Raw genomic sequence first — 14,341 nt, 5'->3', positions numbered from 1 at the left:
CGGCGGTACGGGTGCCGCTGCGGCGGCCTTCCGCGGCCGCATCCCGTGTGCTGTGCTGTCGGCCATGGCCGACGACTCCGCTTACCCCACGGTGCCGCTGCATCCGATGACCGTCCCCGCCGACGAGGCGGAACCGCGCAGCAGGGCGTTCCACGAGGTGATGGCGCGCCGCCGCACGGTACGTGACTTCTCCTCCCGGCCGATCCCCGACGGGGTGGTGGAGTGGGCGGTACGTACCGCCGCCACCGCCCCCAGCGGCGCGAACGTGCAGCCGTGGCGCTTCGTGGTGCTGACCGACGCGGAGCGCAAACGGCGGCTGCGTGAGGCGGCGGAGGCCGAGGAGCGCGAGTTCTACACCCGCCGCGCCTCGCCGGAGTGGCTTGACGCCCTGGCGCCGCTGGGCACCGACTGGCACAAGCCGTTCCTGGAGCAGGCCCCCGCGGTGATCGTGGTGTTCGAGGTGCACAAGGGGCCCGCGTCCCCGCGCCCGTACTACACGAAGGAGTCGGTGGGGATCGCGGTCGGGCTGCTGCTGGCCTCGCTCCACCAGGCGGGGCTGGCGACGCTCACCCACACACCGAGCCCGATGCGGTTCCTCAACGAGGTGTGCGACCGGCCACCGCAGGAGCGGGCCTCGTATGTGATCCCGGTGGGCTATCCGGCGGACGGCGCGCAGGTGCCCGACATCCGCCGCAAGGCGCTCGAACAGGTTCTGGTGCGGCTCTGACCTGGTCGGGCGGGCGGATCCCGGCGGCGTACGGGGGGTGTCCCCCGTATCCGAGGGGTGGGCTCCCCCGGGCGGGCCGGGTGGTGACTCCATGGTTGGGAAGGCGGCGGGTTCCTAGGTTCAAGGGGTCAGCTTCCCGACCCCCGACTGGAGTCCTGTATGCCGCCGACCAGCACGCTCGCCGAGTCGCCCAGCCCGACCCGAGCCAGGGCCAGTGAGTTCGCGCCGCTGCTGCGGCTGGTCAAGGAGCGCGGCCTGCTGGACCGCCGCACCGGCTACTACATCCGGACGCTGGCCGCCAACTCCCTGGCGCTGGTCGGCATTTGGGCGGGCGTGCTGGAGTTCGGCGGCTCCTGGTGGGTGCTGCTGCTCGCCGTACCGCTGGCGGTCTTCAGTGGCCGCACCGCGTTCATCGGGCATGACGCGGGCCATCAGCAGATCGCCCGCAGCCGCGCGGTCAACCGGGCCCTTGGGCTGATCCACGGCGACCTTCTGCTGGGGATGGGCTACGGCTGGTGGAACGAGAAGCACAACCGGCACCACGCCCACCCCAACCATGTGGGCAAGGACCCCGATGTCGAGGTCGGCGCGCTGGTGTGGACCCGGGCGCAGGCGGTGGAACGGCAGGGGTTCGCCCGATTCCTGACGAAGCATCAGGCCTGGCTGTTCTTTCCGATGCTGCTGCTGGAGGGCTTCGCGCTGAAGGTGGCGACGGTCCAGGACCTGAAGCGGCGGCCCCCGCGTGACCGGGCCGTTGAGGCGGCGCTGCTGGCCGCGCATCTGGCCGGATACATGGCACTGCTGCTGGCCGCGATGCCGGTGGGGACCGCGGTGGTCTTCGCCGTGCTGCACCACGCGCTGTTCGGTCTTCATCTGGGCTGCTCGTTCGCACCGAACCACAAGGGCATGGAGATGCCCGAGGGGGACGGCGAGCGGTGGGGTCACCTGCGACGCCAGGTGCTGACCTCGCGCGACGTACGCGGCGGCCGGATCACGGACTGGTTCCTCGGCGGGCTCAACTACCAGGTCGAGCACCATCTGTTCCCCAGCATGCCGCGCCCGCATCTGCGGCTCGTGCAGCCGCTGGTGCGCGAGCACTGCCGGCGCCTCGGGGTGCCCTACGCCGAGGCGGGGCTCGTCGAGTCGTACACGCAGGCTCTTCGGCACATGCACGCCGTTGGTGCCCCCTTGCGCTCCAGGTGACGGGGTGGTGGATCGCGTCCCTGCTCACCCGGCCCCCGGCCAGCCGATAGCGTCGGAGCCACGACGTTGACGCAAGCGCCCAGCACCGCAGGAGGACCAGGATGAACGGCGCGCAGTCCCTGATCCGCAGCCTCGCCGACGCCGGAGTGGACGTCTGCTTCGCGAATCCCGGGACCTCCGAAATGCACCTGGTGGCGGCGTTGGACCAGGTCCCCGAGATGCGCGCGGTGCTGTGTCTGTTCGAGGGCGTGGTGACGGGGGCCGCGGACGGGTACGGGCGGATGGCGGGCCGTCCCGCGGTGACCCTGCTGCACCTCGGCCCGGGTCTCGGCAACGGTCTGGCCAATCTGCACAACGCGCGCCGCGCGTCGACCCCGCTGGTCAACGTGGTGGGCGACAACGCCACGTACCACAAACGGCTGGACGCGCCGCTGGAGTCGGACATCGACTCGGTGGCCGCGACGGTGTCCGGCTGGCTGCGGCGAACCGCCGCGGTGGATGATCTGGCCGCCGACGCGGCAGACGCGGTCGCCGCCGCGCTGAGCCCACCCGGGCGGATCGCGACGCTGATCCTGCCCGCTGACATGTCCTGGACCGATGTGTCATGGAGCGATCTGCCAGCCGCGGGGACCGGCCTGTCCGGATCCGTCGACGTGGTCGAGCCCGCCCCGGTGGCGGGCGAGGTGGTGGCGCAGACCGCCGCCGTCCTGCGTTCGGGTGAGCCCGCGGCGCTGTTGATCGGAGGCGCGGCCACCCGGGGCGAAGGGCTGCGGGCGGCCAGCCGGATCGCGGCGGCGACCGGTGCGAAGCTGCTGTGCGAGACGTTCCCGGCCCGGCTGGAGCGCGGGGCGGGAGTGCCCGAGGTGGAGCGGCTGGCGTATCTGGCGGAAGCGGTCGCCGGTCAACTGGCGGGGGTACGGCATCTGGTGCTGGCCGGGGCCGCCTCGCCGGTGTCGTTCTTCGCCTATCCCGGTGTGGCGGGCGACCTGGTGCCCGAGGGCTGCCAGGTGCACATCCTGGCACGCGGCCCGGAGGACCTGACCCGCGCGCTGACGGACCTGGCGGAACGCACGGCCGCGGGCACCGCGCCCCAACTGGCCCCGCCGGGGCGGCCGTCGGCGCCGTCCGGGCCGCTGACCGCCGAGACCATGGCGTACACGGTCGGCGCGCTGCTGCCGGAACGGGCGATCGTGGTGGACGAGTCGAACACCTCGGGGCCATGGCTGCCGGGTGCCACCGCGGGCGCGCCGCCGCACGACTGGCTGACCCTGACCGGCGGGGCGATCGGGCAGGGGCTGCCGGTGGCCACCGGTGCGGCCGTGGCCTGCCCGGACCGCCCGGTGGTGTGCCTGGAGTCGGACGGCAGCGCGATGTACACCATCTCGGCGCTGTGGACCCAGGCGCACCAGGGCCTCGATGTGACGACGGTGGTGCTGAGCAACGGCTCGTATGCGATCTTGAACATGGAGCTGCGGCGGGTGGGCGCCGGTGAGCCCGGCCCCAAGGCCCGGGAACTGCTGGACCTGTCCCGGCCGGGGCTGGACTTCGTCAGCATCTCCCGTGGCATGGGCGTCCCCGGTGAACGCGCGGTGACCGCCGAGGAGTTCGGCGCGGCGCTGGGCCGCGCGCTCGCCGAGCCCGGCCCGCATCTGATCGAGGCGGTCGTGCCCCCGCTGGTGTGAACATGCGAACTGTTTCGCAACCTCGCTGAGACAGCAATACTGTCTCACCAGATCGCAGAGGTCGCCGAACAGAGAGCGAGGGCCGGCCGATGACTCCGTCACCGAGCCTCACCGTGGACGAGCTGGCCGCGCGGGCCGGGGTGACCGTGCGGACCGTCCGCTTCTACAGCACCAAGGGGCTGCTGCCGCCCCCGGTGCTGGGGCCGCGCCGGGTCGGGCACTACGGTCCCGAGCATCTGGCCCGGCTCGCGCTGATCGAGGAACTACAGCACCAGGGTCTGACGCTGGCCGCCATCGAACGGTATCTGGAACAGCTTCCCACCGACATCACCGCCCATGACCTCGCCATTCACCGCGCGCTCGTCGCCTCCTGGCTGCCGGAGGGAGCACAGGAGACGACGCGTGAGCAGTTGGAGCGGCGGGTCGGCCGGGCGCTGTTGGAGCAGGACGTGGATCGGCTGGCGGCGATGAACGTACTGCGGCGCACCGATGACCCGGACGTCTTCGAGGTGGATCCTGGCCTTCTGCAGCTGGGCGTTCGGCTGCTGGACGTGCCGATCGCGCTGGAGGCGATCCTGGCGGCGCGGGAGGTCATGCTGCGGCATTCCCGTGCCGCGGCACGGGAACTGAGCCGGATCTTCCGGGACGAGGTGTGGGACCAGGAGAATTTGCGCGATGTGAAGTCGCTTTCCGCGCACATGCAGCCCCTGGTCGTTCAGGCGCTGGTCACCGCTTTCCAGCGGTCCTTGCGCGAGGAGTTGCGCGCGTTGTACGCGCACCGCTCCGGTGACTGATTTCGGGTGGCGGTGCCGAACCCACCGCCACCCAAACCGGGAATCCGCCGAACAGACGCTACGCGTCTGTGAAGACCTCGCCGCGTTCGGCCTTGTCCAGCAGCAGCTTCGGCGGTGCGAACCGCTCCCCGTACGCCGTCTGCAACTCCCGGGCGCGGGCCACGAACCCTGGCAGCCCGCCCTCGTACCCGTTGATGTACTGCAGCACGCCGCCGGTCCAGGCGGGGAACCCGATGCCCAGGATGGAACCGATGTTGGCGTCGGCGACCGAGGTGAGCACGCTCTCCTCAAGGCAGCGCACCGAGTCCAACGCCTCGGAGAACAGCATCCGTTCCCTGATGTCGTCGAACGGGATCTCGGACCCCGGTTTGCCGAAGTGCTCACGCAGCCCCGGCCACAGGCCGGCTCGCCGGCCGTCCGGGTACTCGTAGAAGCCCGCTCCGCCACTGCGCCCCGGGCGGCCGAACTCGTCCACCATCCGGTCGATGACCGCCTCGGCGGGGTGCGGCTGCCAGGTGCCGCCCGCCTCCTCGACCGCCTGCCGGGACTCGTTGCGGATCTTGCGCGGCAACGTCAGCGTCAACTCGTCCATCAGCGACAGAACCTTGGCCGGGTATCCGGCCTGCGCCGCAGCCTGCTCCACCGACGAGGGGTCGACGCCCTCGCCGACCATCGCCACGCCCTCGTTGATGAACTGCCCGATGACCCGTGAGGTGAAGAACCCGCGCGAGTCGTTGACCACGATCGGGGTCTTGCGGATCTGCCGGACCAGGTCGAAGGCGCGGGCCAGCGCCTCGTCGCCGGTCCGCTCGCCCTTGATGATCTCGACCAGCGGCATCTTGTCGACCGGTGAGAAGAAGTGCAGTCCGATGAAGTCCCGCGGACGCTGAACGCCCTCGGCGAGCACGGTGATCGGCAGCGTGGAGGTGTTGGAGCACAGCAGTGCGTCGGGCGCGACGACCTGCTGGATCTCCTGGAACACCTTGTGCTTGACCGCCGGGTCCTCGAAGACCGCCTCGATCACCGCGTCGCAGCCCGCGGCGTCCGCGGCGTCGGCGGTCGGCGTGATCCGGGCGAGCACCTCCTCGCGCTCCTGAGCCGTGATCCGGCCCTTGCCCACCGCCTTGTCCAACAGCCCCACGGAGTAGGCCCTTCCGCGTTCGGCGGCCTCCGTTGAGACGTCCTTGAGCACCACGTCGATTCCGGCCCGCGCGCAGGCGTAGGCGATGCCCGCGCCCATCATCCCGGCACCGAGCACGACGGCCTTGCGGACCGTACGCGGCGCGATGCCGTCCGGGCGGGACGCGCCCGAGTTGACGGCCTGCATGTCGAAGAAGAAGGCCTGGATCATGTTCTTGGCGATCCGGCCGCAGGCCAACTCGGTGAAGTAGCGCGCCTCGATGACCTGTGCGGTCTCGAAGTTCACCTGGGCGCCCTCGACTGCGGCGGCCAGGATGTTGCGCGGCGCGGGGTAGGGAGCGCCGTTGAGCTGCTTCTTCAGATTGGCCGGGAACGCGGGGAGGTTGGCGGCGAACTTCGGGTTGGCGGGCGTTCCGCCGGGAATCTTGTAGCGGTCGGCGTCCCAGGGCTGCCGGGCCTCGGGGTTCGCGTCGATGAACGCACGGGCGCGGGCCAGCATGTCCTCGGGGCTCTCGGCGACCTCGTGGATCAGCCCGGCCTCCAGGGCGCGCCGCGGGCTGTACTGGGTGCCCTGCACCAGCACCTTCAGCAGTGCGTCGGCGATGCCCAGCAGCCGCACCGTGCGCACGACGCCACCACCGCCGGGCAGCAGGCCGAGGGTGACCTCGGGTAGCCCGATCTTCGAGCCGGGCGCGTCAAGGGCGACCCTGCGGTGGCAGGCCAGCGCGATCTCGTAACCGCCGCCGAGCGCAGCGCCGTTGATCGCCGCGACCACCGGCTTGCCGAGCGTCTCCAGGCGGCGCAGCAGCCGCTTGATCCGCATGCCCGCCGCGAAGACCTCGGCGGCCCGGTCGGGGGTGGCGCGGATCAGGTCGCGCAGGTCGCCGCCGGCGAAGAAGGTCTTCTTGGCGGAGGTGACGATGACGCCGCGGAACTGCTCGCGTTCGCTCTCCAGGCGTTCCACGACGGCTTCCAGCGAGTCGCCGAAGGCGGCGTTCATGGTGTTGGCGGACTGGGCGGGGTCGTCCAGGACGAGGGTGACGACGCCGTCGGCGTCCTGCTCCCAGCGGATGGTGGTGCGCTCGGTCATCTCAAGGTCTCCATGGGGGTTGCGGTGCGGGCCGGGTCGCGCGCGGTGCTAGAGGCGTTCGATCACGGTGGCGATGCCCATGCCGCCGCCCACGCAGAGGGTGGCCAGCCCGTACCGCTGGTCGCGCCGCTCCAACTCGTCGATGAGCGTGCCCAGGATCATCGCGCCGGTGGCGCCGAGGGGGTGGCCCATGGCGATCGCACCACCGTTGACGTTGATCCGGTCCAGGCTCAGCCCCATGTCCCTGGCGAAGCGCAACACCACCGCGGCGAAGGCCTCGTTGATCTCGACCAGGTCGATGTCGCCGATGCTCAGGCCCGCCTTGGCGAGTGCCTTGCGCGCGGCCGGGGCCGGGCCGGTGAGCATGATGGTGGGGTCCGCCCCGCAGACCGCGGCCGAGATGATGCGGGCGCGGGGTGCGAGCCCGTAGCGCTCGCCGACCTCGCGGTTGCCGATGGCGACCAGCGCGGCGCCGTCCACGATGCCGGAGGAGTTGCCCGCGTGGTGGACGTGGTCGATCTTCTCGACCCAGTGGTACTTCTGCAGGGCCACCGCGTCGAAGCCGCCGGCCTCGCCGATGACGGCGAAGGAGGGCTTGAGGGACGCCAGGGTGTCCACCGTGGTGCCCGGGCGGATGTGCTCGTCGCGGTCGAGGACCACCAGGCCGTTGCGGTCGCGTACCGGGACCACGGACCGCTCGAAGTGCCCGGACTTCCAGGCCTCGGCGGCGCGGGCCTGCGACTCGGCCGCGAAGGCGTCCACATCGCCGCGGGTGAAGCCCCCGATGGTGGCGATGAGGTCGGCGCCGATGCCCTGCGGGACGAAGTTGGTCTCGAAGCTGGTCATCGGGTCCATGGCCCAGGCGCCGCCGTCGGATCCCATCGGCACCCGCGACATCGACTCGACGCCGCCCGCCAGGACCAGGTCCTCCCAGCCGGAACGCACCTTTGCGGCGGCCAGGTTGACGGCTTCGAGACCGGAGGCGCAGAAGCGGTTCTCCTGAAGGCCCGCCACGGTGTCCGGCAGACCGGCGGCAATCGCCGCGATCTTGGCGATGTCGGAGCCCTGGTCACCGATCGGGGTGACGACACCGAGCACGATGTCGTCGATGGCGGCCGGGTCCAGATCGGGGAAGCGGCGGCGCAGTTCGTCAATCAGCCCGACCACCAGGTCGACCGGCTTGGTGCCGTGCAGCGCCCCATTGGCCTTGCCACGTCCGCGCGGGGTGCGGATCGCGTCGTACACGTACGCTTCGGTACTCAACGTTTCTCTCCATGGGTGATGGAACGTCAGAAGAAGGTCAGGACAGCAGTGCGCGGCCGATGATCTCCTTCATGATCTCGGTGGTGCCGCCGTAGATCGTCTGGATACGGCCGTCGATGAAGGCCTTGGCGACCGGGAACTCCGACATGTAGCCGTAGCCGCCGTGCAGTTGCAGACAGCGGTCGGCGACCCGCTTCTGCAGTTCGGTGGCCCACCACTTGGCCATCGAGGCGTGGACCGCGTCGAGTCCGCCGCGGTTGTGTTCGGTGACGCAGCGGTCGATGAAGGTGCGGGTGACCGCGCATTCGGTGGCCATCTCGGCGATCTCGAAGCGCACGTGCTGGAGTTTGGCGAGCGGGCGGCCGAACGCCGCACGCTCCTTGACGTAGCTGCTGGTCAGCTCCAGGAGGTGCTCGGCGGCCGCGATGGCGGCGACCGCGATGGCCAGGCGCTCCTGGGCCAGGTTGGTCATCAGGTGGACGAACGCGCCGTTCTCGGTGCCGAGCAGGTTCTCCTTGGGGACCTGTACGTCCGAGAAGAACAACTCGGCGGTGTCCTGGGCCTTCTGGCCGATCTTGTCGAGGTTGCGGCCGCGCTCGAAGCCCGGCATTCCGCGCTCCACGACCAGCAGGCTCAGTCCCTTGGCGCCGCCCTGCGGGGTCGTCCTGGCGACCACGATGACCAGGTCGGCCAGGATGCCGTTGGAGATGAAGGTCTTGGCGCCGTTCAGCAGCCAGTGGTCGCCCTGGTCGGTGGCGGTGGTGCGGATCGCCTGCAGATCGGAGCCCGCGCCGGGTTCCGTCATGGCGATGGCGCTGATCGTCTCGCCGCCGCAGAACCCGGGCAGCCAGCGGCGCTTCTGCTCGTCGGTGCCGAGCGAGGTGAAATACGGGCCGACGATGTCGTTGTGCAGGCCGATGGCGAGCCCGCAGGCCCCGGCTCGGGTGAACTCCTCGGCGAGCACGACGGCGTAGCGGAAGTCATCGGTGCCGCCGCCCCCGTACTCCTCGGGTACGGCGAGGCCGAGCAGCCCCTGTCGTCCGGCGGCCAGCCAGGCGCCGCGGTCGACCACGCCGTCCTGTTCCCAGCGCGCGTGGTGCGGTACGACCTCCTTGGCCAGGAAGGCCCGCACCGTCTCGCGGAACGCCTGGTGCTCCGCGGTGAACAACTCTCGCTGCATTCTGCTCCCCTTCTTGTGTTCGCTCGCGGAAACGGGGCTGCCCGGTGCGTGCCATCACGGTCATGTGCGCCCGGTGTCGAGCGCGGGCAGGTCCCAGTCGCGGGCCACGTCAGCGGTATGCGCGCCGGGCAGTGCGGGCGGGCGGCGCAGCGAGCCGGGGGTGGCGGAGAACCGCGGCGCCGGAGCGGGCTGCGTAAGCCCGTCGACGTCCTCGGTGAAGGTGCCACGAGCCGTCAGATGCGGGTGCCGCGCCGCCTCGCGCAGCGAGAGTACGGGGGACACACAGGCGTCCCGGCCCTCGAAGACCTCGGTCCACTGCTGCCGGGTACGGGTCTTGAAGCGGGCGGCGATACGGTTCCGCAACTCGTCCCAGCGGGACAGGTCGTCGCGGTCCGGCGCGTCCTCGTCGAGTTCCAGCAGCGAGATGAACTCCGCATAGAACGACCGTTCCAACGCACCGACCGCCATGTAGCCGCCGTCCGAGGTCTGGTAGACACCGTAGAACGGGCAGCCGCCGTCCAGCAGATTGGCCCCGCGCCGGTCCTGCCAGGCGCCCGCGCCGAGCATCCCCCAGATCATCGCGCCCAGGTGCGCGGTGCCGTCCACGATGGCGGCGTCCACCACCTGCCCGGTGCCGGACGACCGGGCGTGCTGCAGGGCGGCGAGTACGCCCACCACCAGGTAGAGGGAGCCGCCCGCGTAGTCGCCGAGCAGGTTCGCCGGAACGGCGGGCGGGCCGTCGGCGGGGCCGATCATGCCGAGGGTCCCGGCGGTGGCGATGTAGCCGATGTCGTGTCCGGCGCTGTTGGCGAGCGGTCCCTGCTGGCCCCAGCCGGTCATCCGCCCGTAGACCAGGCGGGGGTTACGGGAAAGGCACTCCTCGGGTCCCACGCCCAACCGCTCGGCGACACCGGGCCGGTAGCCCTCGATGAGGATGTCGGCGCGCTGCGCCAGGCCGAGGACGAGACCGGGTCCTGCCGGCGACTTCAGGTCCACGACCACGGAGCGCTTGTTGCGGTTGGTGATGTCGTGTGCGGGGTCGACGCCCAGGGCCGCGCCGCCGGGCCGGTCGACGCGGACGACATCGGCGCCGAGGTCCGCGAGCAGCATCGCGGCGAACGGGCCGGGGCCGATTCCGGCCAACTCCACAACCCGGACTCCGGCCAGCGGACCGGGATTCCTCGGCTCGTCCATGGACCGGCTCCCCTGCCGCGACAGCCATCACTTTGACAGTACTGATGTAACATCAGCGATGTTAGGAACCTGCGGCACCGCGCGCAAGGGTTTCGTACCGGCCGCCTCCCGCTGGGGTCGGCAGGCCTTCGGGGCGGCCTCACCCCCGAACCCACAACCAAAAAGGGGCCGGGATGCCTTGGCATCCCGGCCCCTGTCGTCGGCTATCGGCGGCCGCGGCCCGGGCCGCCGTCGCCGCTCACCAGACCGGCCCGGCGCAGGGCGTCGGCGAGCGCGCCGCCACCGCCACCACCCGAGTCCCCCCTGTTCTGGCCGCGGTTCTGCCGGGGCGGCGCCGCCCGCTTCGCACCGCCCTTGCCCGCACCGCCGGTGCCGCCCTTGCCCCCGCCGCCGCGCTGCTCGCGCGGCTCGCGCGGCTCGCGCTCACCGCGCGGCGCGCCCGCCTCGTCGTCCAGCCGCAGCGTCAGCCCGATGCGCTTGCGCGGGATGTCCACGTCGAGGACCTTCACCCGCACCACGTCGCCGGGCTTGACGACATCACGCGGATCCTTGACGAACGTCTTGGACATCGCGGACACGTGCACCAGGCCGTCCTGGTGGACGCCGATGTCGACGAAGGCACCGAAGGCGGCGACGTTGGTGACCACGCCTTCGAGCAGCATCCCCGGCGTGAGGTCCTTGATCTCCTCGACGCCCTCCTTGTACGTGGCGGTCTTGAACGCCGGGCGCGGGTCACGGCCCGGCTTCTCCAGTTCGCCGAGGATGTCGGTGACGGTCGGCACACCGAAGGTCTCGTCCGCGAAGTCCCGCGGCCGCAGTTCCCGCAGCTTCCCGCTGTCGCCGATCAGCGCCTTGATGTCGCCGCCCGCCGCCGAGGCGATGCGGCGCACCACCGGGTACGCCTCCGGGTGCACCGCGGAGGCGTCCAACGGGTCGTCGCCGTCGGTGATCCGCAGGAAGCCCGCACACTGCTCGAACGCCTTCGGGCCGAGCCTGGCCACGTCTTTGAGCGCCTTGCGGGTACGGAACGGGCCGTTGTCGTCGCGGTGTTGGACGATGTTGTCGGCGAGGGTCGCCGTGATGCCGGACACCCGGCGCAGCAGCGGCGCGGAGGCGGTGTTGAGGTCGACTCCGACACCGTTGACGCAGTCCTCGACCACCGCGTCCAGCGAGCGGGACAGCTTCGTCTCCGCGAGGTCGTGCTGGTACTGGCCGACGCCGATCGACTTGGGGTCGATCTTGACGAGTTCGGCGAGCGGGTCCTGCAGCCGCCGGGCGATGGAGACCGCCCCGCGCAACGACACGTCCAGCTCGGGCAGTTCCTGGGAGGCGTAGGCGGAGGCGGAGTAGACCGAGGCCCCCGCCTCGGAGACCACGACCTTGGTGAGCTTCAACTCCGGGTGCGCCTTGATCAGTTCGGCGGCGAGCTTGTCGGTCTCCCGGGAGGCGGTGCCGTTGCCGATGGCGACCAGGTCGACCTTGTGGGCGGCGCAGAGCTTGGCAAGGGTGGTCAGCGACTCGTCCCAGCGGCGCTGCGGCACATGCGGGTAGATCGTTTCCGTGGCGACGACCTTGCCGGTCGGGTCGGTGACGGCGACCTTCACACCGGTACGGAAACCGGGGTCGAGACCCATCGTGGCCCGCGCCCCGGCGGGGGCGGCGAGCAGCAGATCCCGCAGGTTGGCGGCGAAGACCCGGACCGCCTCGTCCTCCGCGGCGGTGCGCAGCCGGGTACGCAGGTCGATCCCGAGATGGACCAGGACGCGGGTGCGCCAGGCCCAGCGGACCGTCTCCAGCAGCCAGGCGTCGGCCGGGCGGCCGCGGTCCGCGATCTCGAACCGGGCTGCGATGGCCCGCTCGAAGGTCGACGGGCCGTCCTGCGGCTCCTCCGGCTCCAGGGTGAGGTCGAGGACCTCCTCCTTCTCACCGCGGAACATCGCCAGGATGCGGTGCGATGGCAGCTTCTCGAAGGGCTCGGCGAAGTCGAAGTAGTCGGCGAACTTGGCGCCCGGCCCCTCTTTGCTGTCGCCTTTGCCCTCCCGGACACGGGAGCTGACCCGCCCCCGCGACCACATGCGCTCGCGCAGGTCGCCGATCAGGTCGGCGTCCTCGCCGAACCGCTCCGCCAGGATCGAGCGGGCGCCGTCCAGCGCCGCGGCCGCATCGGCGACCGTCTCGTTGACGAACTCCGCGGCGGTGGCCCGCGGTTCGAGGGTCGGGTCGGCGAGCAGCCGATCGGCCAGCGGTTCAAGACCTGCCTCGCGGGCGATCTGCGCCTTGGTGCGCCGCTTGGGCTTGTAGGGCAGATAGATGTCCTCCAGCCGCGCCTTGGAGTCGGCGGCCAGGATCTGCGCCTTGAGCGCGTGGTCCAGCTTGCCCTGTGCCTCGATCGATTCCAGGATGGCGGCGCGGCGCTCCTCCAACTCCCGCAGGTAGCGCAGCCGCTCCTCCAGGGTGCGCAGCTGCGCGTCATCGAGGGCGCCGGTCGCCTCCTTGCGGTAGCGCGCGATGAACGGCACGGTCGCCCCGCCGTCCAGCAGGTCGACGGCCGCCTTGACCTGCCCTTCGCGTACCCCCAGCTCCTCGGCGATCGTGCGTCCGATGGACTCGGTGGAGCCGGTGGCGTTCTCGCCGGTGGACCCGATAGACGTTGTCGTCACTATCCGTTCCGCTTCCTCTGCCTCGCTGAGCTTTGCTGTGCATTGTGCCGGGGCGGTACCGGCCTTGTCGCGCAGGGGCTCCGTCGCGCCGCCCAAGATTTTCTTGAACATTCAAGCTTCCGTGTCGTACGGTGGAGATGACCGGTCCGGCACCCCGCCCGGTCCCGCACCTCCAGGAGCACACCATGCCCGTACGACGCCTCAACCACGCGGTGCTCTACGTCCGCGACACCACCCGGGCCGTGGAGTTCTACACCGATGTCTTCGGATTCAAGGTCGACACCGAGATCCCCGGCCGCGCCGCCTTCCTCAGCGCCCAGGACACCCTCAACGACCACGACCTCGGCCTGTTCGCCATCGGCGCGAACGCGCCCGGTCCCGAGCAGGGCCATGTCGGCCTGTACCACCTGGCCTGGGAGGTCGGCACGCTCGGCGAACTCGCCGAGATCGCGGCCAAGTTGACCGAGCGCGGCTCGCTGGTCGGCGCGACGGACCACCTGGTCTCCAAGTCGCTGTACGCCAAGGACCCGGACGGCAACGAGTTCGAGATCATGTGGCGGGTGCCGCGCGAGGACTGGCCGGGCGCCGAGGAGCCCGACCGGCTGCGTCCGCTTGACCTGCGGGCGGCCCTTGACCGCTGGGGTCCGGATCTGAGGACCGGCGCCGCGGCGGGCTCCGCCACCTGATGCGGGGCGCTCAGTAGCCGACGGCGAACCGCTCGCCGATGTGCTCGGGATTCTCGATCTCGTCGACAACGGCGACCGCGAAGTCCTCCGCGGAGATACGGCTGTCGCCGTTGTCGTCGACCACCAGGTCATCGAGGGCGGTGCGGTAGGAGCCGGTGCGCTCGCCGGGTTCGATCTGCCCGGCGGGACTGATGTTCGTCCACGGCACATCGCGCACGGTGCGGTAGAAGTCCAGCGCCTCGCCGTGCGCGTGCATGATCTGCAGCAGGAACGCGGGTATCCCGGGCTCGTCCCAGACCAGCGTGCCGTCCGGCCTGCGCAGTGAACCGGCGCCGCCGACCGCGATCAGCCGCGGCGCCTGTGTGCCGAGCGTGCGCAGTCCGCCGACCAGCGACTCGGCGGCGGGCCTGATGGTGGCGATATGGCCCGGACCGTTGCCGCTGCCACCGCCGACCGCACTCACCACCGCGTCCTTGCCCTTGGCCGCCGCGGCCACCGTCGTCGGGTCCAGCACATCACCCTTGGTGACCGCGAGTCGGGGATGTTCCAGCGCGAGCTTGCCGGGGTCGCGGACGACGGCGGTTATCTCGTGCCCGCGGCTGAGCGCCTCGCGCAGTATCCGGCCGCCGATGGTGCCGGTGGCTCCGAACAGGGCGATGATCGACATATCGCTTTCTCCTCCGCCGTCCCGCCGCGCCGCGGGCACTGTCCGTATTCGATCC

The 14,341-nt window shown here is 71.0% G+C and carries 11 protein-coding genes; 5 read left to right on the top strand and 6 right to left on the bottom strand.

What is annotated here, in order from left to right; translation table 11 throughout:
• Positions 1-64 precede the first annotated feature (64 nt).
• From P2L57_RS08830 to P2L57_RS08815, 4 genes are all read left to right on the top strand, one after another.
• Positions 65-727, top strand: coding sequence for a nitroreductase family protein (locus tag P2L57_RS08830; protein WP_275810980.1), 663 nt, complete (start codon positions 65-67; stop codon positions 725-727).
• A gap of 159 nt (positions 728-886) precedes the next feature.
• Complete coding sequence (locus P2L57_RS08825; RefSeq protein ID WP_275810977.1) at positions 887-1,930, top strand: fatty acid desaturase family protein; 1,044 nt, start codon at positions 887-889, stop codon at positions 1,928-1,930.
• 101 nt (positions 1,931-2,031) lie between these two features.
• Positions 2,032-3,612 (top strand): acetolactate synthase large subunit, encoded by a 1,581-nt coding sequence (locus P2L57_RS08820; protein WP_275810974.1) that lies wholly within the window; start codon positions 2,032-2,034, stop codon positions 3,610-3,612.
• An 89-nt stretch (positions 3,613-3,701) separates the two neighbouring features.
• A complete protein-coding gene (locus tag P2L57_RS08815) occupies positions 3,702-4,406 on the top strand; it encodes a MerR family transcriptional regulator (RefSeq protein WP_275810971.1) in 705 nt (234 codons plus the stop codon).
• 58 nt (positions 4,407-4,464) lie between these two features.
• Here the strand turns inward: P2L57_RS08815 and P2L57_RS08810 are convergent, their stop codons facing one another.
• The 5 genes from P2L57_RS08810 to P2L57_RS08790 form a co-directional block, all read right to left on the bottom strand.
• Positions 4,465-6,636: a 3-hydroxyacyl-CoA dehydrogenase NAD-binding domain-containing protein gene (locus P2L57_RS08810; protein ID WP_275810968.1), complete on the bottom strand. Its 2,172-nt coding sequence runs from the start codon at positions 6,634-6,636 to the stop codon at positions 4,465-4,467.
• 48 nt (positions 6,637-6,684) lie between these two features.
• On the bottom strand, positions 6,685-7,899 hold the full coding sequence (locus P2L57_RS08805; RefSeq protein ID WP_275810965.1) for an acetyl-CoA C-acetyltransferase: 1,215 nt from the start codon (positions 7,897-7,899) through the stop codon (positions 6,685-6,687).
• A gap of 37 nt (positions 7,900-7,936) precedes the next feature.
• Entirely contained in the window at positions 7,937-9,079 is a 1,143-nt protein-coding gene (locus P2L57_RS08800; RefSeq protein ID WP_275810962.1) for an acyl-CoA dehydrogenase family protein, read from the bottom strand.
• Between the two features lie 60 nt (positions 9,080-9,139).
• A complete protein-coding gene (locus P2L57_RS08795; RefSeq protein ID WP_275810959.1) occupies positions 9,140-10,273 on the bottom strand; it encodes a CaiB/BaiF CoA transferase family protein in 1,134 nt (377 codons plus the stop codon).
• Between the two features lie 203 nt (positions 10,274-10,476).
• Positions 10,477-12,933, bottom strand: a complete 2,457-nt coding sequence (locus P2L57_RS08790; protein WP_372515657.1) for a Tex family protein — start codon at positions 12,931-12,933, stop codon at positions 10,477-10,479.
• Positions 12,934-13,118: 185 nt separating this feature from the next.
• On the opposite strand from P2L57_RS08790, the gene P2L57_RS08785 reads away from it, so the two are divergent.
• Positions 13,119-13,619 (top strand): VOC family protein, encoded by a 501-nt coding sequence (locus P2L57_RS08785; RefSeq protein ID WP_275810956.1) that lies wholly within the window; start codon positions 13,119-13,121, stop codon positions 13,617-13,619.
• Positions 13,620-13,629: 10 nt separating this feature from the next.
• On the opposite strand, the gene P2L57_RS08780 is transcribed toward P2L57_RS08785, so the two are convergent.
• Positions 13,630-14,286, bottom strand: coding sequence for an NAD(P)-dependent oxidoreductase (locus P2L57_RS08780; protein WP_275810953.1), 657 nt, complete (start codon positions 14,284-14,286; stop codon positions 13,630-13,632).
• Positions 14,287-14,341 lie beyond the last annotated feature (55 nt).

Origin of the sequence: Streptantibioticus ferralitis (assembly GCF_029223525.1) — a bacterium.
Lineage (GTDB): Bacteria > Actinomycetota > Actinomycetes > Streptomycetales > Streptomycetaceae > Streptantibioticus_A > Streptantibioticus_A ferralitis.
Note: the sequence above shows the minus strand (reverse complement) of the source record. Positions and strands in the feature narration are given on the sequence as shown.

Bases quoted from the DNA above. Each gene is read 5' to 3' on its own strand.
- P2L57_RS08830 (WP_275810980.1), top strand. From the start codon at position 65: ATGGCCGACGACTCCGCTTACCCCACGGTGCCGCTGCATCCGATGACC.
- P2L57_RS08825 (WP_275810977.1), top strand. From the start codon at position 887: ATGCCGCCGACCAGCACGCTCGCCGAGTCGCCCAGCCCGACCCGAGCC.
- P2L57_RS08820 (WP_275810974.1), top strand. From the start codon at position 2,032: ATGAACGGCGCGCAGTCCCTGATCCGCAGCCTCGCCGACGCCGGAGTG.
- P2L57_RS08815 (WP_275810971.1), top strand. From the start codon at position 3,702: ATGACTCCGTCACCGAGCCTCACCGTGGACGAGCTGGCCGCGCGGGCC.
- P2L57_RS08810 (WP_275810968.1), bottom strand. From the start codon at position 6,636: ATGACCGAGCGCACCACCATCCGCTGGGAGCAGGACGCCGACGGCGTC.
- P2L57_RS08800 (WP_275810962.1), bottom strand. From the start codon at position 9,079: ATGCAGCGAGAGTTGTTCACCGCGGAGCACCAGGCGTTCCGCGAGACG.
- P2L57_RS08795 (WP_275810959.1), bottom strand. From the start codon at position 10,273: ATGGACGAGCCGAGGAATCCCGGTCCGCTGGCCGGAGTCCGGGTTGTG.
- P2L57_RS08785 (WP_275810956.1), top strand. From the start codon at position 13,119: ATGCCCGTACGACGCCTCAACCACGCGGTGCTCTACGTCCGCGACACC.
- P2L57_RS08780 (WP_275810953.1), bottom strand. From the start codon at position 14,286: ATGTCGATCATCGCCCTGTTCGGAGCCACCGGCACCATCGGCGGCCGG.